The following is a 22,179-nucleotide window of genomic DNA, read 5'->3' as shown; positions in this document are numbered from 1 at the left end:
TTCTCTACAAACAATGTTTTCAATGTAGGTCCTGGAACTTATACTGTTTGGGTAAAAGACGGTAATTTATGTCCGGCTTCTGCACCAGCAGTTACGGTTTATGATCAATTAACAGCTGGTACAGTTATAAAAGAACTGGATTGTTCACTAACGCCTAATGCGACAATTACGGTTACTCCTTCAGGAGGATTAGCGCCATATAAATATGAAGTTTCAACAAACGGAGGAACTAGTTATTCAGCAATGGCATCAAATGTTTATTCAACAGCAGTTGCAGGAACATTTAAAATAAAAGTAACCGATGCTAATTTATGTACGGTTATAGTAACTGAAACGATACTTTCTATTTCAAATCCAACAGCTTCAATTGTTACACAAAGTAATGTGAGCTGTAACGGAAAACTGGATGGATCAGTTACTATAAAAGGTACAGGCGGATCAGGCGGATTTACTTATAGTAAAGCTGCAACATCAGGCTTTGGACCAAGCGCTACCTTTACAGGATTAGGCTTAGGAGATTATACTTTCTATGTAAAAGACAGTAAGGGATGTATTGGAAGTATTCCGGTAAAGATTACAGAGCCAAATCCTTTAGTGATTTCTTCAACAGTTACACCATTTGCATGTAGTACAACTAATACAAATGTTCAAGGAAAAGTTGTAATCAACCCTCCGGCAGGTGGTACTTCACCATTCCAATATAGTTTTAACGGTGGAGGATATTCTGGAAACAATACATTATTGGTAGACGATAACGGAACAACCGATGTTACGGTTAATTACTCAGTAAAAGATGCAAACGGATGTATCACTACAGGATCAGTTACATTATTTAAACTGAATCCACCTGTAATTGACAAAATTACGCCATCAGCAATTACTTGTCTTGCAGGAGCAACTACAAGTACAGTAACAGTTGATTTAGTGGCTGGTACAGGAGTAGTTGCATTAAAGTATGAAACTATAGCACCGTCTCAGGCAATAATTGCACAACAATCTTCGAATTCATTTACAGGATTAGCTGCAGGAAGTTATACTTTCAAGGTTACTGATGCTAATGGATGTTTTGATACAAAAGTTATTACGATAAATACAGCAGTTAAAATTGCTGTTTCAGGAAACAAGAACAATGATGTTAAATGTAAAGGAGGTTCAACAGGAAATGGTACGTTTACGATTTCAAACGTTGCAACTCCGGGAGATTATACATTTGTTTTAACAGCAGGAACATTAGGAACAGGTTCACTTACAAAATCTGCTACTGATGCTAATGTTTTAGTATTGAAAGATGTTGCAGTAGGAACTTATACAGTAGAAGTTACTTCAATTTCGACAGGATGTAAAAATACTGCAACAATTACAATTGGTGAGCCGTTAAATCCTTTGACAGCAAATCTTGTACAAGTAAATGGAAATTGTAAAGTTGGTACTTCAGCAGTTACAATAAATGCTGCAGGAGGAACACTTGCTTACAAATATGCATTTGTTTTGGATGGCGCTGCTATGGGTACATTGACAACATCAAATACGGCCAATTTAGATCCGGCTTTAGGTTCAGATTGGGATGGTTATGTTGTAGATGCAAATGGTTGTCAAGTTAAATTTGATATCAAAATTGTTAATGATGCTGTGCCAACAGTTACAGCGACAGCTACTAATCAATGTTTAGGAGTTGGAACTTATACTATCACGGCATCGGCACTTGGAAAAGGACCTTTTACTTATAGTATAAACGGTACTTCATTTGACACTCCAAATACGTTCACAGTAACTACTGCAGGAACGTATAATATTTGGGCTAAAGATGCAAATGGATGTATTGCAAAAACAACAACACCGGTTACTGTTTATGATAAATTAACAATAACGCCAATAATAGATAAAGACATTACTTGTACGGTAGGTTTAGAAGCTGCCAAAGTTACCTTAACAATTGGTGGAGGTAGCGGTTCTTATAGTTATAGTTATACGGCTACACCATCTACTGCAGTAGGAACTTTTGCTGGAAATGTTTTCACGACAAATGATGCAGCAGATTATATCTTTACTGTTAAAGACGATGTAACTAACTGTACAGCAACGATCGCTGTACCGGTTAGTATTACAACACCTACACTTCCACATTTTACAGCACCAATTCCTGCGGTACTTGGTTGTAATGGAGACGCTTCAGGATCTTTAACTATTAATATCGACCCTACTCAAGGAGTAGCACCGTTTGTAATTAAGGTTAAAAATAAAACGACTGGACAAGATTATGGTACACAAACATCTGGTTTACCTGCCGCTATTTATGTAGTTACAGTTACAGATGCAAAAGGTTGTTTCTATGCAGAAGATATTGAAATTAAACAACCAGACCCAATCGTAATTGATTACGATACTGAAGACTTACAATGTATTGGTGGAGGGGTTTCTCAAGGAAAAATTATTATTAATTCTGTTACCGGTGGTACACCATTGTATGATTATTATGTAACGGGAATTAATGGATATAATAAACAAATCTTAGATACAAACGGATCTTATACTTTTGAAGTTGTTGATTTTGGGTTGTATCAAATTAGAGTAGTAGATGCTAATGGATGCTCAGTAATGATATCGGATGTTACTATAGCGGCACCACCAAATTACTTAGACATAGACATAAATCTTACTGCAAGTTGTGGTACTACAGGAGGAACAGCTAATGTTAAAATTGGATCTGCATTCCCTAGTGCAGGACCATTCCATTTTAATATATTTAATGGAGGGACTCCAGCACAAGTTTTTGTTGCTGATGGTGTTGATGGATGGCAAAAAGAAACTTCACCAGGAAGTAAATCTACCATTTTTACTAATTTAACGCCAGGAGTAACTTATACTTTCATAGTTTATGATGAAATTACAAAATGTTATTATTATCAAACGGCAAAAGGGCCGGTTCCAACAAGTTCTCTAATAACAATAGAAGATGATGTTGCACATAATATTACATGTACAGGATTGAATAATGGAAATGTTGATTTTGTAATTAAAAACAATTATTCATCTCCAATTACTGTAAGTTATTTAGTTTATGAGGCTATTACCAACAAAGGTGTTGTTACACCTTTAACACCATATGTACCAGCTGTACCAGCTGTACCGGAGGATCTCACTGCTGTACCACCTGTAGTAGGCTCTCCTTATATACCTGCTACTGCTCAGGCAGTGACAGCTACAATTGCTGCCAATGGATCACTTACTGTGACAAATTTTGGTCCTCTTCCAGTTGGTAATTATTACATATTAGTAAAAGAAGAAGCTGGACCTAACGCAGGTTGTGCAGTAGTTTCAAAAAGTTTTGAAATTAAATCATCTCCAGTATTATTAAAGTTAACAGCTTCTGCAACTTCAATTGCAGATTGTAATAACTTAGGAACTATTTCTGCTCAGGCAAAAGACGGAACGGCACCATACACTTATCAGGTAGTTGCTTCTGGAGCTTCTCCTGTGGATGCAGATTGGAAAACTCCAAATACGTTTACAAGACCAGGAAGTGTTGCCGGAATTGTGTACGATGTATATACAAAAGATGCTTTTGGATGTATTCAACATGTACCAGTTACAGTTTATAAATATGAAGCGCCAAAAATCAATCTTCCAGCACCAATTTGTTATGATGGAAATCAATTTACAATTAGTATAACTGGTTTTGTTGATCCGGCAATTGTCGGTGGTGCAACTTATAGTGTTGACGGAAGTGCTTTCCAAGTGTCTCCAAACTTTAAATTCAATGGTGCGAAAGTCTACAAATTGTATATCAAAGACGGTAAAGGATGTACTGATACAGTAGATTATGAGGTTAAACCACAATTGAAACTTGATGTTGATTTGACTAAAGATATTGATTGCTCAGGAACTCCGGATGCAAAAATTACTTTGACAGCTTCAGGTGGTTTTGGACCAACTTATAAGTTTGAGTATTCAACTAATAATGGAGGAAGCTGGACTACAATGCCAGGTAATGTCCTTGATACAAGTGTTACAGGAAATTATATCTTTAAAGCTACAGATAATGGGAATACAACAGCTTGTAGTGTTGAAAAAGGGTTTACTTTAGATCCAATTCCAACGATTGCCTTTACGGTAGATCCTAAAGACGTGACTTGTTTTGGAGATTCAAATGGAACAATTACAGTTAACGTTACAAGCGGAACAGGTCCTTATGAATATCAATTAGAGCAAGGTGCTACTATTCTTGTGCCTTTCCAGGGATCAAGTCAATTTAAAAATTTACTGGCAGGAAATAATTATGTTGTTAGAGTTAAAGACGCTAAACAATGTACAGATAATCATACAGCAACAGTAGGTACACCAGCATTGGCATTATCAGCGAGTTCGTCTATAACGGCTCCATTGAATTGTACTACAGGAAATGCGGCAACAAAAGCAATAGTAACTGTAAAAGGAATAGACGGAACTTCACCATACCAATACAGTTATGATGGAGGATTGACGTATACAACAAATGATAAGTATGAAACATATGCAGGAATAAAATTCGATGTTTATGTAATGGATGCTAACGGATGTAAATTCCTTTTAAAAGATGGAATTGATGTTCCGAAATTAAACGCTCCAACTGATATGGACATTTCAGGAACACTTGTATTCTGTCAGCCAGTTGGTAGACAAACAAGTACAGTTACGATCGATAAAGTATATAATGGAGTTGGTACTCCACAATATGAGATTTTATCTCCAATTGTAAAAGTAAAACAACCATCAAATGTATTTGCAGGATTGGCTCCAAGTAATGATCCTTATGTATTCCAGGTTACAGACGCAAACGGATGTACTTATCAGGAATCATACATTGTTAAACCAGCTGTAAATATTACAGTTTCGGGAACAGTGGTTAGTGATGTAACGTGTAACCCGGGTAGTAATGGAGAAGTATTATTTACAGTAGGTAACTTTAAAGGAACTTACAGTTATGTACTTAACGCAGGAGCTCCGGTTACAGGACAAACAAGTAAAACAATATCAATTACAGGATTAACTGCTGCAAGTACACAAAGTATTGTGGTTACTGATGAAGTTACAGGTTGTATAGCTCCGGCTTCAGTAAATGTTATTCAAAACCCTGCATTATCATTGTCATTACTTGCCAATGTACCTGCAAATTGCGATAACAAAGCTAAAGTACAAGTAAAAGCGGCTGGTGGAGTAGCACCTTACGAATATTCATTCGTAGCTGCAACAGCGACTGGACCAGGTACATATACTACATCAGATACTGCATTTTTAGATGCAACAGTTCCTAATTGGAAAGTGTATGTAAAAGACGCTAATGGTTGTGAAATTACAGCACCATTTGCAGTAACTATTACTAAAGACGCAGCACCAGTAATTGCAATGCCAGCTTCAATATGTTATGTTGGATCAAATGTTATAATTGATTTGAATGCATTATCTACAGTAGCTGTAGGACCTGCAAAATATACACTAAATGGTGTAGAGATACCAGGTACTACTTATACAGTTACAGGTGCGGGAACTTATATATTTGGTATCATTGACGGTAATGGATGTAAATCAAATCAAGTAAGTTTTGTAGTAAAACCACAAGTGTTTTTACAAGCAGACCTGAATCAGGATTTAACATGTGCTGTAGATGCTACGATTAAGTTAACTCCAAGAGGAGGAACAGGAACATATAATCTTTACGAAGTAGATATTAATGGAACTGGATACAACGCATTCACAACATTGCCTTATGTTGCAACAGTTGATGGAACGTATACTTTTAGAGTAACAGATTCTCAGGGATGTCCTGCAGTATCAAATGCTGTAATAGTAACTCCAAAAACAGTTCCAAAGGGAATTGCAGTAGCAACTAAAGTAAGTTGTTTTGGAGACAGTAACGGAAGTATTGTTGTTACAGCTTCAAACGGAATCGAGCCTTATAAATATAGAATCGTCGGAGGAATTTTCCAAGATTCAAATATATTCAAAGGATTGGCAGCGGGACCTTATAATATTGAAGTTAAAGATGCTAAAGAATGTATCTCAGTATTAATTCCGGTGACAGTTGGTGCGCCAGCAGCATTATCAGCTAGTTCATTAATTACGACGAAATTAGAGTGTTCTACAGGAAATGCGCCAACAAAAGCGGAAGTTACTATAACAGGAATAGGCGGAACTACACCATACCAATTCAGTTATGATGGTGGATTAACGTACTCAACAGATAATACATATGAAACATACGCAGGAATAAAATTCGATGTTTATGTGATGGATAATAATGGATGTAAATTCCTTTTAAAAGATGGAGTTGATGTTCCAAAATTAAATGCTCCAACTGATATGGACATTACAGGAACTCTTGTATTCTGTCAGCCAGCTGGTAGACAAACAAGTACAGTTACAATTAGTAATGTGAAAAATGGAGTTGGTACTCCACAATTTGAGATTTTATCTCCAATTGTAAAAGTAAAACAAACTTCAAATGTATTTGCAGGATTAGCGCCAAACAATGCTCCTTATGTATTCCAGGTTACAGACGCAAACGGATGTACGTATCAGGAATCTTACATTGTTAAACCAGCTGTAGTTATTACAGTTTCTGCAGGATCAACTACTGATGCTTCTTGTAACGGTGGTGCAAATGGTTCAGCGAAATTTAATGTAGATAATTTTACAGGAACTTATTCAGCTGCACTTATTGCAGGAACAGGAACAGTTACTATAGTAGGTAAAGTAGTTACAGTTACAGGACTTGTTGCCGGAACTTATACGCTAGAAGTTACGGACGATGTTACAGGATGTAAAAACACTGCAACTATTAAGATAGGTGAGCCAGCTGTTCTTGATGTTAAACTAATTTCTCAAACAGCAGCAAATTGTTATTCAGGAGCTATTGTTAAAGTTCAGGGAATAGGCGGAACACCAGTGTACAAATATGCTTTTGTTGTTTCTGGAGCGACACCAGGTCCTTTAGATTATACAACTGACGACACTACAGTTTTAGATTTTGCAAAAGGTCCTAACTGGGATGTATACGTACAAGATGGAAACCTAATTTGTTCTAATAAATTAGCGATAACAATCACTAAAGATGATGCACCAACAATAGATGTTATTACAGATAAATATTGTTATACAGGTGGTCCGGTTCCAATTAAAATTAATGGAAAAACAGATCCGGATATCGTAGATCCACCAATGTACAGCATTGGAAATGGGTATTACCTAAGTCCTAATTTCACATTAAATGCACCAGGAACTTACGACTTCTATATTAAAGATGGTAATGGTTGTATTGCACATGCGAAATACACATTAAAACAAGAATTATTATTGCAGGCAACACTTGTACAAGATTTGAATTGTACAACAAATGATGCAACGATTACATTATTAGCAACTCAGGGAACAGGAACATATCCTACTTTCCAGGTTTCTAAAGATGGAGCTCCTTATACTACAGTTACATCGCCTTACAAACCAACAGCAGCAGGAACTTATACGTTCAAAGTTAATGATGGTCAATGTGATGCAGTTTCTGTACCAGTAATTATTACACCAATTACAACTTCAAAATTTACAACGACTCAGGTTAATGTAAGATGTAAAGGAGATTCTAACGGTAGTATTACGGTTACAGCTTCAAATGGAGTTGCACCTTATGAATACAGTATTGATGGAGCAGCATTTGGTTCATTGAATGTTTTCTCTGGATTAAAAGCAGGTACTTATTCTATTGTAGTTAGAGATGCTAAAAAATGTCCATCGTTACCGGTTGATGTTACAATTACAGAGCCGGAAACATTAAAAGTATCAAATGCGGTAACACCGTTTACATGTAGTACGACAAATACTGCACAAGATGCTTTCATTACACTTACAGCTACGGATGGTACAACACCATATAGCTATAGTTTTGATAACGGACAAACATTTGGAACTTCTCCGGTGCATATAATGAATGCCGCAGGAACAATTAATTATGTAGTTGTAGACTTTAATGGATGTAGAGTTTCAGGATCAGCAATAGTTGTTCCTTATACTCCGCCTACTAAATTTGTTATAGCAGCAACGCCAATTTATTGTAAAACTGCAGGTGGTTTCACAACAATATCGGTAGATCCAGTAACTATTGTTGGAGGTGTTGCACCATACAAATATGCTATAATTAGTCCGGCAGCTTCGGTGACCGCACCAAGTACAGTAAATACTTTTGCTGGTCTATTGCCTAATACATATGTAATAGAGGTTACAGATGCTAATGGTTGTAGCACAACAAATTCAATTATTGTTAAAAAAGCAAGTGAAATTAGTGTTGATGCACAATTATTAAATGATGTATTATGTAATGGAGGATCAACAGGATCAATTGCATTTACTGTAAGTAATTACATTACAGCTAATAATTATGATTTTGGATTAAATCCAAATAATGGAACATTCACTCAAACAGGTGATGTTATTACATACACTGGATTAACAGCTGGAAAATACACCTTCACAGTAACTGATAGAACATCTGGATGTACAGATAGTGTAGTTGATTTCGAAATCAAACAGCCAAGTGCAGCACTTGCATTTACTACTGTTGCAACAAACATTAGTTGTAACAATAAAAATGCAACGATCACTGTAACTGTTACAGGTGGAACACCATCTTACGGTTATGCAGCTGTTGTTGCAGGAAAACCTGCTCCAACAACATTCAGTGCAGATAATAAAATTGTAGTAGACACCAATAACGGTGCAGATATGGTTTGGGATGTTTATGTGAAAGATCTTAACGGATGTTCACCAGTGGCACAACAACAAACTATTTTAGTAGATCCACTACCAAGTGCTATTACTGCAAGCGTTACAAGTCAATGTGCAAGTCCGGCAGGAACATACGAATTTATTGTTTCTGCAACAGGAGTAGCTCCTTTACAATATAGTATTGGAGGTGATTTCCAAACAGATCCAAAATTTGTGGTAACAGTTGCAGGATCTTATGACATTACAGTAAAAGATGCTAACGGATGTACAACAACTGTAAATGCAGCGGTAGTTATCGAAGACGCTTTAGATTTACAAGTAGAAACTAAAGCTTTACCAAGTTGTGATTTCCAAGACGGAATTGTAATTGCTAAAGCAACAGGAGGTTCAGGAAGTTACAAATATACTTCTGGAGCATATATCCCGGTTGTAGTTGGAACTACAGCAACATTCAACAACATGCCTGCAGGAACTCATACTATACTTGTAAGAGACCTTGTATATGGTTGTACAGATACTGTAATCGTTGAGTTGAAAAAAGCAACAGAAATTACAGGATTAAGTTTAACCGGTAATGATGTTTCTTGTAACGGAGGTTCAGATGGATTAATTATTGTTAATCTTGATCCAACTAAAGACGGAGTAAATGATAACCCGGTTTATACCTATACTTTAACAGGAACTACAATTAGTGGTACCCCGGTAAGTAAAGGACCTCAGGAATCAAATGTATTTGATAATCTTCAAGCAGGAGATTATACAGTACTGGTTACTTCAGGAAGAGGTTGTCATGCTCAGGTAGACAAACGTATTAAAGAGCCAAAAGCTATTGTAGTAGATGCTCCGATAGTGACATCATTTAATTGTACAACCGGTACAAACGCAGTAAACTTTGCTACGATTACGGTTAACTCAGTTAATGGAGGTTCTGGTAAATATGTTCGTTATGAATTTAGCAAAAACGGAACAGTAGTTCAAAATACTGATTCTAATGTTTATACTGAATATAATCTTGCAGGTGGTTCTTATACTGTAAGAGTATTTGATGATAAAGGTTGTGAAGGTTCTTGGACAACACCAATTATTATTGACTCATTCATAACAATGGATAAAGTTAATGTGGCAATTGTTAAACCAATTACTTGTCTTGCAAACGAAACAATTCAGGTTTCTGTTACAACGACAGGAGGAACACCAGCTCTATTAAGCTATACACTTACGGGAGTAAACGGAACAGTCTTTAGTGAAACAAATTCAACAGGATTGTTTAAAGACTTAGCAATTGGTAACTATAAAATCACTGTTTTCAATGCGACAACAGGTTGTACAATAACAGATTTCCACTATGTATTTGATCCAAATACTTTTGCAATCAATGTTGAACCATTGAAAGGAAAACTTTGTTATGGAGATGCAGATGGAAGTGTTAATTTAACTTTTGTTGATAACCAATTGGTACCAACAAATGATGCAGGACCATTTAGCTATGTAATCACAGGTCCGGTACCAAGTAACGGAACAACAACTTCTGCAGGACCAATTTTGGTTTCAGGATTAAAAGCCGGAGTGTACACTGTCACAGCAACATTGACCGATATTAATGGTCCTTCTTGTACCGTAACAAATACATTTACGATAGATCAGGCAGCAGCTCCTTTAGCAGTGACTAAAACCCAATCTGAAATTACTTGTCTTGCAGGTAATAAAGATGGTATAATAACAGCATCAGCAACAGGAGGATGGCCAGGTGACTATTTATACGAATTAAGATTAGGTACAACAATCGTAAAAGGTTATAGTACTTCACCGGTATTTGAGAATTTAACAGCAGGAGATTATACTGTTTATGTGAAAGATGGCTTGGGTTGTGAAGCGTTTGTTGATGCTAAGTTAACAAACCCGAAACCAATAGATATCCAGATAAGTGCTACTCCAATGTTAACTTGTTTTGATAATGAGGACGGAGTTGTGACTGTAGACGTAATAACAGGAGGTTCAGGAAACTATACTTATACCTTAAATGGTGTATTAGCTGATGGAACTGTAGTTGTTGTAGAATCACAAGGCACGAAACAATTTATAGGATTAAAAGCGGGAACATATACAGTAACTGCAAAAGATACCTGGGGTTGTGAGAACATTTCTAACAAAGTTGTAATTGATCAGCCAACAAAAGTGAAAGCTGAGCTTACGATCGCTAGAAATGAAACATGTCAACTAGTACCAATATTGAAAATTACAGCAACAGGCGGAAAAGCACCATATTATTATAGTGCTGACGGAACTAATTATTCAGCTTCGTTCAATTCAACTATTGATATTACATTGCCAAAAACAACTGTAAGTAAAGACTACCAATATTTTGTAAAAGATCAGAATGGTTGTGTTAGCACTGTTTCAAACATCGTTAACGTTCCGGTAGTTCCAAAATTAGATTTTACAACTCTTGTAGATGTAGATATTAAATGTAAAGGAAGTGCTGAAGGTACAATTACAGCGGTAGCAACAGGAGGATTAGGAAACTATGTTTATACACTGCAAGATGCTGCAGGAGTTGATATTACTCCAGCACCAACACAACTTACTCCGGGAGTATTTACTGGATTAGCGGTTGGAAATTACAGAGTAAAACTAGAAAGTTCTGATTGTTCAGTGACTTCTGCGCCAATTGAAATTTCTCAGCCTAATGTAGAATTATCAGCTGAGGCGATACCAACAAACGTTACATGTAATGGTTTCAATAATGGAAAAATTACAGTAAATGCTGCAGGTGGAACAGGAGTTTATAAATATGCTATCGAACCGGAATTCAGACAGTTCTTTGACAAAAATGTATTCGAAAACTTGAAACCAGGTTTCTATGATGTATTAGTTCAGGACGAAAATGAATGTTACATATTCATCAAAGATGTTGAAGTAAAAGAACCAGCACCATTGACAGGAGCATTAGTAGATGGTACTTTATTCCCTGAAACATGTGCTGGTGAGAAAGATGGTTCATTTAGTGTTATACTTTCTGGAGGTACATTAGATTATAGTGTAAGTCTGGATTCAGAAACCGGACCATTTACTCAAGGTACTCCAGGTCAGACAACATTTGATTTCGATAATCTGTCAGGAGGTCCTCATATTGTTTATTTCGTAGATGCATCAGGTTGTAACAATCAGGTAGATATCGCAATGGATTATGCAGTAACGCTTAATCCAACAAACGAAGTTAGCTATGACTGTGTGAACAATGCAGCTTCAAATATGGTAACAGTAGATCCTGGTTATGATGGAGATCATTCTGAGATTGATTACAGTTTAGATGGTGGTCCATGGCAAATGAATAACATCTATACAGGTCTTACACCGGGTGATCACACAATCAAAGTGAGACATACAAATGGATGTACTGCAGATACAAGCTTCAACATAAAAGTTGTTAATCCGTTACTATTGACTTTATCTGAAGAGAAAGGTGTTTGGAACGTGATCACAGCAACTGCTACTGGCGGAAGCGGAGATTATGAATACAGCATTGATGGTATCAACTTTAGTTCTGAAAACAAATTCACGATCTATAGAACAGATACTTATACAATTACTGTTAGAGATAAAAACGGTTGTACACATGCAGAGTCTATTCCAGTTAAATATGTAGATGTATGTCTGCCTAATTATTTCACACCAGATGGTACTTACTATACCGGATGGGGACCTGGATGTACAAACATTTATACTAATTTAATATTCTCAATTTTCGACAGATACGGACGTGAGATCGCTAAATACCATTACGGTCAAAAATGGGATGGTAGATACAACGGCGAAGAATTACCTTCTGGTGATTACTGGTATGTTCTTAAACTAAATGACGAGAAAGATGCAAGAGAGTTTGTTGGACATTTCACTTTATACAGATAACAAAATAATAGCCCCTATGATGTTATCTAAAAAAATTATTACAATGAAAAAATTAATTTTATCCTTAGTACTCATGGCTGTAACAACAAGTTACAGCCAAGAGTTAAACCTACCAGTGTTTACTCAGTATTTGGCTGATAACCCTTTTGTGCTTTCCCCAGCTTATGCCGGTATTGGTGATAATCTTAGAATTAGAGCCAATGGATTAACCCAATGGGTTGGAATTAAAGATGCGCCGGAGAATCAATCGCTATATGTCGATTTTAGAGTTTTAGACCGTTCCGGAGTAGGTATCTCGCTTTACAATGATAAAAACGGATATACTAGACAAACGGGAGCTAAAGTTTCTTTTGCGCATCACATTATTCTGGATTACTATTCAAAACAGTATTTGTCATTTGGTATTTCGTATAACTTTAATACTTTCAAAATCGATACAGACGAGTTCAATACAGATCCGTACGAACATCCTGTTATCGATCCAAGTGTTACAGATAATCGTTATAATGCAAATAATAACTTTGATATTAGTGCTTTGTACCGTAACAAAAATTTCTTTTTAAGTTTTAATGCAAACAACGTATTAAAGAAAAACACAAATAAGTACAGAGGAGTAGAACCTAATTTGCTTTCAAACTATCAGGTTTATTCCGGATTTACTTTTAGAGATAAAGAAAATAGCCGTATTGAATACGAGCCATCGGTCTACTTTCAATATTTTGCAAGTGATAAACGATCTTCAACCGATTTAAACTTTAAGTACAGACGTTACAACCGTTATGAAGATTACTATTGGATAGGAGTTTCATATCGTTTCTTAAACGACCAGTTTCCAAAACCATTATCAGTTGGACCAATGGCCGGTTTCATGAAATCTAAATTCTATTTTGGATATTCTTATCAGGTAATGTTCAATGATCTTGGAGCTTACAATACCGGAACACACGTAATTACCATAGGATTTGATTTCTTACAATCGATCAGTAACTGTCCTTGTACACAAGGTCCTGTTCACGATTAATTAGTACGATAAGGATTTTTAGCAATTTTAATACTTAATTTATTTTTTTTCATGATTTACAACGTTTTCGTTGTTATTGATACATTATTTTTAGAATTTTCAAATTTATTACTACTTTAAAAGTTCTATATTTGTTTTTCTATCAGAAAAATTAAAAAATTATCATAATGAAAACTTTAAACGATTTCGATTTTAAAAATAAAAAAGCAATTATCCGTGTTGATTTTAATGTGCCACTGGATGAGAATTTTAATGTAACAGATGCAACACGTATTGAAGCAGCGAAGCCTACAATTGATGCAATTTTGGCACAAGGCGGAAGCGTTATTTTAATGTCGCATTTAGGAAGACCAAAAGGTGTTGAAGAAAAATATTCATTAAAACACATTTTGAAAACAGCTTCTGAAATTTTAGGAGTTCCTGTTAAGTTTGCAGAAAACTGTGTTGGAGAACCAGCTCAAACAGCTGCTAAAAACTTGCAACCGGGAGAAGTTTTATTATTAGAAAATTTACGTTTTCACGCAGAAGAAGAAGCTGGAGATGTTGCTTTCGCAAAAGAATTGGCTTCACTTGGAGATATCTATGTAAACGATGCTTTTGGAACAGCGCACAGAGCACACGCTTCGACTACAATTATTGCACAATTTTTTCCAACAGAAAAATGTTTCGGAACATTGTTGGCTAAAGAAATCGAAAGTTTAAATAAAGTACTTAAAAACAGCGAAAAACCAGTAACAGCAGTTTTAGGAGGATCTAAAGTTTCTTCTAAAATTACAGTTATCGAAAATATTTTGGACAAAGTAGACCACATGATTATTGGTGGTGGAATGACTTTTACATTTGTTAAAGCACTAGGTGGTAAAATTGGAGAGTCAATCTGCGAAGATGACAAACAAGAATTAGCACTTGAAATTTTAAGATTAGCTAAAGAAAAAGGAGTTCAAATTCATATTCCGGTTGATGTAATTGCAGCAGATGATTTCTCAAATACAGCAAATACACAAGTAGTAGATGTAACCGAAATTCCTGATGGATGGCAAGGTCTTGATGCAGGTCCTAAATCATTAGAGAACTTCAAAAAAGTAATTTTAGAGTCAAAAACTATTTTATGGAATGGTCCATTAGGAGTTTTTGAAATGGAATCTTTCTCTAAAGGAACAATTGCATTAGGAGATTATATTGCTGAAGCAACTAAAAATGGCGCATTTTCATTAGTTGGAGGTGGAGATTCAGTTGCTGCCGTAAAACAGTTTGGTTTTGAAGACAAAATGAGCTACGTTTCCACTGGTGGCGGGGCAATGCTAGAAATGTTAGAAGGAAGAATTTTACCTGGAATCGCCGCGATTTTGGAATAAAATATCACAATTAACATTTTTTTGCGTATTTTTCATCGTTAATCTATTTAAGTTTGCAAAAATAAGACTTCTGTAATTCTTTGGATTATAGGATTTTAAAAAAATGTTATATGATTGTAAAAAAAATATCAATAGTGGTTTCGGCTTTTTTTTCAATGTCGATGTTTGCGCAGGAAGCTGCAACAACATCAACAGTAGAAATCAAACCAGAAGTAAAGTTATCCTATCTTGATTCGGTTAAAAGTACTTTCAAAAAAGATGATGTAGCTACTCGCGTAGACAGTCTCTGGATGAAAGAACTAACAAGTTTGGATATTTATGACGATCTGACAAAAGACATTCAAACCATTAACACAGACGTTACCGTTGATGAAGAATTGCCAACAGAGTTGCTAAAACAGCGACTTGCAGCAATGAATGAGAAATCGCCTTTTGACATTGAATACAATCAAGGATTAGAAAATATAATAAAGTCATTTCTTAAGAATCGTAAAAAATCGTTTTCTCGATTAATGGCTTTATCAGAATATTATTTCCCAATTTTTGAGGACGCTTTTGCCAAACAAAATGTTCCCTTAGAAATTAAATATTTAGCCGTTGTAGAATCTGCTTTAAATCCTAAAGCAGTTTCTAAAATGGGTGCCACCGGACTTTGGCAGTTCATGTACGGAACCGGAAAACAATACGCACTGAAAATCGATTCTTATATTGACGAACGTAGTGATCCACTTAAAGCTACAGCTGCGGCATCAGAATATATGACCAAGATGTACAACATTTTTGGTGATTGGGAACTGGTTTTAGCTTCTTATAATTCAGGACCGGGAAATGTAACAAAAGCAATTCGTCGCTCTGGAGGAAAAACAAAATACTGGGACATTCGCAGTTTCCTTCCAAAAGAAACACAAGGTTATGTTCCTGCCTTTTTAGCAACAATGTATCTTTTTGAATATCATAAAGAACACGGAATTAATCCGGAAAGAGCAGTCGTTAAAAACTTTGAAACAGATACAATCAATATCAAAAATGAAATGACATTCAAGCAAATCGCAGATTTGTTAGACATGCCACAATCTCAAATACAACTTTTAAATCCTTCGTACAAATTAAATGTAGTACCTTATTATCAGGGAGAACAACATTTTTTACGTTTGCCGAAAGACAAAATTGCGACTTTCGTTTCAAACGAAAATAAGATCTATGATTACGTAGCTTATCAGTCACAAAGAAAAACATTGCCAGCTCAGTTAGCACTAAAAGTAGCTCCAAAAACAAGAACTTTTGTAAAGGAAAAACCGGAATTGGCTAAAGACATTCAGTTATACAAAATTAGAAAAGGAGATAACTTAAGCGCAATTGCAGCAAAGTATGATGTAAATGTAGCTGATTTAAAGAAATGGAATAATCTTAAATCGAATGCTGTTGCGTTAGGTAGAACATTGAAAATTAAATCAAATGCCGATCCGATTGCTAAGAATACGGAAGAAATAAAATCAACTCCTGTAGTAGATAAAAATACAGAGACGGCAATTGCATCTACAGATAATACTGAAAAATCAAATACAGTAAATCAGGAATATATTGTTGCAGCAGGTGATAATTTAGGAAGTATTGCCAAAAAATTTGGTACGACTGTTGCTGATCTAAAAGATCTGAACAATCTAACATCAAACAACGTTGGTCTTGGTAAAACATTAATCATCTCTAAAATTATTACTACAGTCGAAGGAAACAATGTAACAACGGCAGTAGCAGTAAATAGTTCTATGGATCCATTTAAGAAAAAAGCAGTTTCTGCAAAAATGGGAGAAGATTATTACGTTAAGAAAGGAGATTCGTTGTATAGCATTTCAAAAAAATACCCTGGAATAACAATTTCAGATATTAAAAAATGGAATAATATTAAAGATGGAGATATTAAACCCGGAATGAAACTTAAAATAAACGGATAATAAAAAATCTTATTTAAATTTGGGTTTTATTTCATAAATTAATAAAATGAATAAAACCCATTTTTTATTGTTACTACTACCATTTGTCCTGATTTCGTGTTTTAGAAACGAAAGACAATCCCAGCCCGTATCCGGTAAAACAAATACAATTTCCATAATCATTGACGATCAGTTATGGTATGGAGAAGTGGGCGATACCATTAGAAATAAATTTGCTTCGCCTGTTTGGGGACTTACCCAGGAGGAACCACTTTTTACAATCAATCAATATCCTGCCAAATTATTGGAAGGTTTCGTGACCGATAGCCGAAGCATTATTGTTGTAAAAAAAGCCGCTGCAGACAAATTCGAAATTATTAGAAGCAAAACATTACCACACAATACCTTTCGCATTTACGGAAAATCCATAGACGACATAATTTGTAGTATCGAAATGAATTCGGCGCAGATTATTAAGATCATTCGCGATGCTGAGATTCAGAAAATTCAGGAAGATAATAGTAAGTCATTGCTTCATCCTGCAGTTATCAAAAACAAATTTCATATCGATATTCAGATTCCAACAGGATATGAGTATATGCTGCACAAAAAGAATTTTATCTGGCTAAAGAAAGATATTATAAGCGGAAACACCAGTTTGCTCATTTATCAAATTCCGCTTCACGATTTTAAAACCGGTTCAAATGTTGTTGGAAGCATTATAAAAATGCGCGATTCAGTAGGTTATTATATAAAAGGCCGGGAACCAAATACAAGAATGATTACCGGAGAAGCTTATGCACCTTATTTTTCAACAACAGAATTAGACGGAAAAAAAGCCTTTGAAACTAAAGGAAGCTGGGAATTAAAAAACGATTTTATGGCAGGTCCGTTTATAAATTATGCTATTGTAGACAAAACCTATAATAGGATTTTAGTCATCGAAGGATTTTGTTATTCACCCTCAAATGAAGAACGAGATTTGATGCTGGATCTGGAAGCCATCATAAAATCAGTCAAAATCGATAAAAGATAGTTTATATATTTTTTTATACTTTTGTTTTAATAATCATTAAATCAGTTAATTATGAAAAATTTTTGTATCAAACTATCAATGTTAGCATTGTGTTTTGTTTCGTGTAAAAAAGAAGTAAAAACGGAAACAGAAACTTCAAAAGTTGCTGATAGTATCAAAACAGAAGAACCAATTGCTGAACAACCTTTAGATTCGGCAGCACAAATGAAAGCCTGGACAGAATACGCCACACCGGGAAATCCGCACAAAATGATGGCAGACGAGACTGGAACGTGGAACTGTGATATGACTTTTTGGTCAGAAGCGAATGGAAAACCTGAAAAAGCAACTTCCACGGCAAATATCAAAATGATACTTGGCGGACGTTATCAGGAAGCAAATTATCAGGGAAAGATGATGGGACAGCCATTTGAAGGAAAAAGTACCTTAGCCTACAATAATGCAAGTAAAGAATATACCACCACATTTATCGACAATATGGGAACAGGAATGGTAGTTGCCACCGGAACATTTGACGATAAAACGAAAAGTATCGAATTCAAAGGCGAAATGGTGAATCCCGTAAATGGTAAAAAAACACCTTATCGGGAAATTTACACTATCGTTGACCCAACTACTCGTAAAATGGAAATGTTTGACACCAAAAATGGATCAGAATACAAGAGTATGGAAATCATAATGAAGAAAAAATAAGCACACGATTTAATACTTTAGAATTAAACTTTCAAGCAAAAACAAAGAACCTGACTATTCTCGAAGTCGGGTTTTTTTGTTTATATCCGGGAAATCTTCGTTTAATTCTGTTTTTTTGAATTAATTTAGGCGCTTCAATGTCAACAATAGGGAATAATGGAATTAAAATGGAAAATAAAGCCGTTTGAAGCACTAACGGTTCATGAGTTATATGATTTGCTTAAACTAAGAAGTGAGATCTTTGTATTGGAGCAAAATTGCGTTTATTTAGATCTTGACGGCAAAGACAAGAAAGCATTGCATCTAATAGGAGAATATGATGGTAAAATCGTCGCGTATTCACGTTTATTTGATGCCGGAATTAGTTTTGATAATAGTTCAATTGGTCGGGTAGTAGTTGATGCCAATTATCGCGATAAAAAATGGGGACACGATTTAATGCGTGAAGCAATTGCCGGAATAAAAACACATTTCAATAAGGATCAAATCACGATTGGAGCACAATTATATTTGAAGAAATTCTACGAAAGTCACGGGTTTGTTCAATCAAGCGAAATGTATCTTGAAGATGATATAGAGCATATTGAAATGGTGAGAGGGTAACTAAAGATTTTTTAATTTTTTTAATTGCTCCTTTAATTTCTTGTTTTCTTTTTTTAGTAGCTCAATATGCTGCATAACAAAATCAGGGATGTTAAAATAAAGCATATTTATTTCATCCCTTTTTTCTTTATTTTGTTCTTCAGGTTCGAAAATGATTTCTTTTTCTACCCCTAATTCTTTGGCGATTCTTTGCCATTCTATTTCTGTTATATTTGTACGTCCACTTTCTCTACGGCTATAATTTGATTGGGACATACCAATTAAATCTGCTATTTCCTCTTGAGATAGACCCTTTGCCAATCTTGTCTGTATAAGTTTTATTTTACTCATAATTAGATTTATTTTCTTACAATGTTAATTAAATAACACAAAGAAAACAACTAAAAAACTTACTTTATTGTTTTTGGATTAATGCTTTACTTTTTTCCTTGTGGAATTTTGTTATTTATGCGATAGAAATAATTATGCACTCAAATTTGCATAGATATGCATAAGGATAGTTTTGTTTCCATTGTAAGTTTGACGAAATATCTTACTTTTTTATGATAATTGCTAAGTCGACGTAGTACAATGTCAGTGAGAGAAGTATAAAATTTATAAATATTGTTTAATTAAAAAAAATTAATATGAAATTAAGCTTAGATGATTTAAAAGATAGAGCAGAAGTTATTACTTCTGATGAAACATTAAGGCAAATTTCAGGAGGTACGGCAAATAGATGTCACACTCTTGAGATTACAGTCACTATTATGAATTAGGCTATTATTTGTATTATTAAATCAATCATTAAAACTAAAAATTATGAAATTAAGTTTAGACGCTTTAAAAGAAAGAGCAGAAGCAGTAGCTTCAGAGGAATTATTAAATGAAATAAAAGGTGGAAACGCCAATGGCTGCCATAGTAAAATGGAACAAGCTGCAGAAGCAATCGGGACTTATCTTTTTAACACAGGTTTTGGACGTTAGTAATTAATAATCCTATGAAGTTATGAAAACCTACACTTTTTGAAATAAAGGATTTCATTTCTTCATAGGTTACTACTTTTTGTTTTTTAATTTTAATTAAATGTCAGTGTTTAAATTATTAAATAAAGATATTCAAAACGTATTCTTTTCTCCAAAAACGATTGAGTATGTTGGACTCTCTAGTAAATTATTATTTTATTACTTTTTTATTTTGACATTGGTATTGATGTTATTTTCAATAATAGTTGGAAGCTTAACGAATTTTTTTCCTAATGAATCTGAAATAGTAATACCAAAAAACATTACTTTTTTTAAAGTTGCAATAATATCGCCAATTATAGAAGAAATTTTATTCCGGTTAATAATTTTAAAAAACAGGTTTAATTATGTTTTGTTTTTTATCTATTTTTTGATTTATATTTTATATGAAAAATTTGTTATACCAATTATTTTATATCAAATACTTGTTATTTCCTTTTTATTTATAATCTTTTTCAAAAAGTTTGATTATAAAATTAATATTTCGTCTGACAGTAATAATTCAATGCTGTTGAGGGTTTATTTATCATGTTTGTTTTTCGGGATATTTCATTTGACAAATTTTAATCATATAAGTGCATTAAACGTGATTATAATAGCTTACTTGTTTTCCAAATTTTTCGCTGGTTTTATTTTTATTTTATTAAGAATAAAATTTGGAATTATTGCATCAATTGCGTTGCACGTTTTTTTAAATTCATTCTCATATATTTTAATTTATTGATTTTAATATTTAATACCCCGCTTAAAAATGATAATTATTGACTCGATCCAAATGGAAATTATTAATACGATAAAATTACTTATCTATAAAGAAAATCCAGGTTTATTAGAAAAAATAGATTTTGATGATGATCGGTTATTTCTTGAACCATTATTGTTTGCTTATTTTAATTATAAAAGTGAAGCCTTATTGCCAAGTGAACTTTTGACTGAAATTATGCAAGGATATTTCGTAACACAGCAGGAGATTATTATCAGTCATTCCTTTAAGAACTCAAGTGTAGCGTATCTTCCAAAATTGGGATACTTTAAGAAAGGAAAAAAAACGCCTTTTGATGAGATAGGTATGATTGAAAATACTAATATTGAAATCTTGAAGTATCCGGTTAATTTACTTCAAAATATTTTTAGAGATTTCTCAGGAAATTTAATTCCTAGTACTGAGATAATCTGTGATAATGAATTGGTAGAAAACAATCTAATTTATTTAACAAATGCGATTTCTTTAATTAAAGAAAATTCAAATGAACACTTTAAATTAATTGAAATTTGCTGCCAAAAAATACTGCTTTTTAAAACAGATACAAACAGAACGAACTCTTTTGCTGCAATAACAGCTCATGGAATAGCTTTTCTGAATGTTTATCAGGATGATTATGATGAAGTGTTTTTCGTAGATGATATTGCTCATCAAACAGGGCACATTATTTTGACAACATTGTTTTATAATAGAAAGACTATTTTTAAAATAGATGATGAACAAAACGTTGAAGATATTATAAAGTTAAAAGATCATAGAACAATTTATATACTCCTTCATGCACTTTATACATATTTTACGACATTTTTATGTTTAGATAATTGTTTAAAAAATGATAGGTTTAAAGGAAAACAAAAAAAAGAAGCTATCGGGCGAATAGGTTTCTATTTAAAAAAATGTACTGGAGATTTAGATAGATTCAAAAAAATAAACACTTTTTATCAAGGAATTGAGAACGTTCTAACATTAGAAGGAATGGAAACATATAATTTAATTGAAGAAAAGTATATGGAAGTTTTTCAAAGATGGGACGCTATAATAAATGTTTTTGATTACAGTAATCAAACTTACAATTTCGCATTCAAAAATTTCAACGAATTAAATTAGAAACA

11 protein-coding genes are annotated in these 22,179 nt (G+C 34.2%); 10 read left to right on the top strand and 1 reads right to left on the bottom strand.

What is annotated here, in order from left to right; all coding sequences use genetic code 11:
• The 7 genes from CHB81_RS22585 to CHB81_RS22555 all read left to right on the top strand — a co-directional run.
• A partial coding sequence (locus CHB81_RS22585) for a T9SS type B sorting domain-containing protein (protein WP_089354097.1) occupies positions 1-12,660 on the top strand: 12,660 nt, incomplete at its 5' end.
• A gap of 43 nt (positions 12,661-12,703) precedes the next feature.
• On the top strand, positions 12,704-13,681 hold the full coding sequence (locus CHB81_RS22580; RefSeq protein ID WP_254921248.1) for a type IX secretion system membrane protein PorP/SprF: 978 nt from the start codon (positions 12,704-12,706) through the stop codon (positions 13,679-13,681).
• Between the two features lie 167 nt (positions 13,682-13,848).
• Complete coding sequence (pgk, locus tag CHB81_RS22575; protein WP_089354096.1) at positions 13,849-15,036, top strand: phosphoglycerate kinase; 1,188 nt, start codon at positions 13,849-13,851, stop codon at positions 15,034-15,036.
• A 110-nt stretch (positions 15,037-15,146) separates the two neighbouring features.
• Entirely contained in the window at positions 15,147-16,988 is a 1,842-nt protein-coding gene (locus tag CHB81_RS22570; RefSeq protein WP_089354095.1) for a LysM peptidoglycan-binding domain-containing protein, read from the top strand.
• A gap of 46 nt (positions 16,989-17,034) precedes the next feature.
• Positions 17,035-18,003 (top strand): DUF4837 family protein, encoded by a 969-nt coding sequence (locus tag CHB81_RS22565; protein WP_089354094.1) that lies wholly within the window; start codon positions 17,035-17,037, stop codon positions 18,001-18,003.
• A gap of 51 nt (positions 18,004-18,054) precedes the next feature.
• On the top strand, positions 18,055-18,696 hold the full coding sequence (locus tag CHB81_RS22560; protein WP_089354093.1) for a DUF1579 domain-containing protein: 642 nt from the start codon (positions 18,055-18,057) through the stop codon (positions 18,694-18,696).
• A 156-nt stretch (positions 18,697-18,852) separates the two neighbouring features.
• Positions 18,853-19,299, top strand: coding sequence for a GNAT family N-acetyltransferase (locus CHB81_RS22555; protein WP_089354092.1), 447 nt, complete (start codon positions 18,853-18,855; stop codon positions 19,297-19,299).
• On the opposite strand, the gene CHB81_RS22550 is transcribed toward CHB81_RS22555, so the two are convergent.
• Positions 19,300-19,629 carry a helix-turn-helix transcriptional regulator gene (locus CHB81_RS22550; protein WP_089354091.1) on the bottom strand — a complete coding sequence of 110 codons (330 nt, stop codon included), beginning with the start codon at positions 19,627-19,629 and terminating at the stop codon, positions 19,300-19,302.
• 296 nt (positions 19,630-19,925) lie between these two features.
• Between CHB81_RS22550 and CHB81_RS27210 the strand changes: the two genes are divergently transcribed.
• The 3 genes from CHB81_RS27210 (at position 19,926) to CHB81_RS22540 (ending at position 22,174) form a co-directional block, all read left to right on the top strand.
• Entirely contained in the window at positions 19,926-20,057 is a 132-nt protein-coding gene (locus CHB81_RS27210) for a hypothetical protein (protein ID WP_254921246.1), read from the top strand.
• 43 nt (positions 20,058-20,100) lie between these two features.
• The gene (locus CHB81_RS26975) at positions 20,101-20,265 is read left to right on the top strand and encodes a hypothetical protein (protein WP_176427572.1); all 165 of its coding nucleotides are present in this window, start codon (positions 20,101-20,103) and stop codon (positions 20,263-20,265) included.
• A gap of 790 nt (positions 20,266-21,055) precedes the next feature.
• Positions 21,056-22,174, top strand: a complete 1,119-nt coding sequence (locus CHB81_RS22540) for a hypothetical protein (protein WP_089354089.1) — start codon at positions 21,056-21,058, stop codon at positions 22,172-22,174.
• Positions 22,175-22,179 lie beyond the last annotated feature (5 nt).

Origin of the sequence: Flavobacterium sp. ov086 (assembly GCF_900187965.1) — a bacterium.
Lineage (GTDB): Bacteria > Bacteroidota > Bacteroidia > Flavobacteriales > Flavobacteriaceae > Flavobacterium.
Note: the sequence above shows the minus strand (reverse complement) of the source record. Positions and strands in the feature narration are given on the sequence as shown.

Coding starts and splice junctions, on each gene's coding strand:
- CHB81_RS22540 (WP_089354089.1), top strand. CDS start 21,056: ATGATAATTATTGACTCGATCCAAATGGAAATTATTAATACGATAAAA.
- CHB81_RS22580 (WP_254921248.1), top strand. CDS start 12,704: ATGAAAAAATTAATTTTATCCTTAGTACTCATGGCTGTAACAACAAGT.
- CHB81_RS22555 (WP_089354092.1), top strand. CDS start 18,853: ATGGAATTAAAATGGAAAATAAAGCCGTTTGAAGCACTAACGGTTCAT.
- CHB81_RS27210 (WP_254921246.1), top strand. CDS start 19,926: ATGAAATTAAGCTTAGATGATTTAAAAGATAGAGCAGAAGTTATTACT.
- CHB81_RS22560 (WP_089354093.1), top strand. CDS start 18,055: ATGAAAAATTTTTGTATCAAACTATCAATGTTAGCATTGTGTTTTGTT.
- CHB81_RS22550 (WP_089354091.1), bottom strand. CDS start 19,629: ATGAGTAAAATAAAACTTATACAGACAAGATTGGCAAAGGGTCTATCT.
- CHB81_RS22570 (WP_089354095.1), top strand. CDS start 15,147: ATGATTGTAAAAAAAATATCAATAGTGGTTTCGGCTTTTTTTTCAATG.
- CHB81_RS26975 (WP_176427572.1), top strand. CDS start 20,101: ATGAAATTAAGTTTAGACGCTTTAAAAGAAAGAGCAGAAGCAGTAGCT.
- pgk (WP_089354096.1), top strand. CDS start 13,849: ATGAAAACTTTAAACGATTTCGATTTTAAAAATAAAAAAGCAATTATC.
- CHB81_RS22565 (WP_089354094.1), top strand. CDS start 17,035: ATGAATAAAACCCATTTTTTATTGTTACTACTACCATTTGTCCTGATT.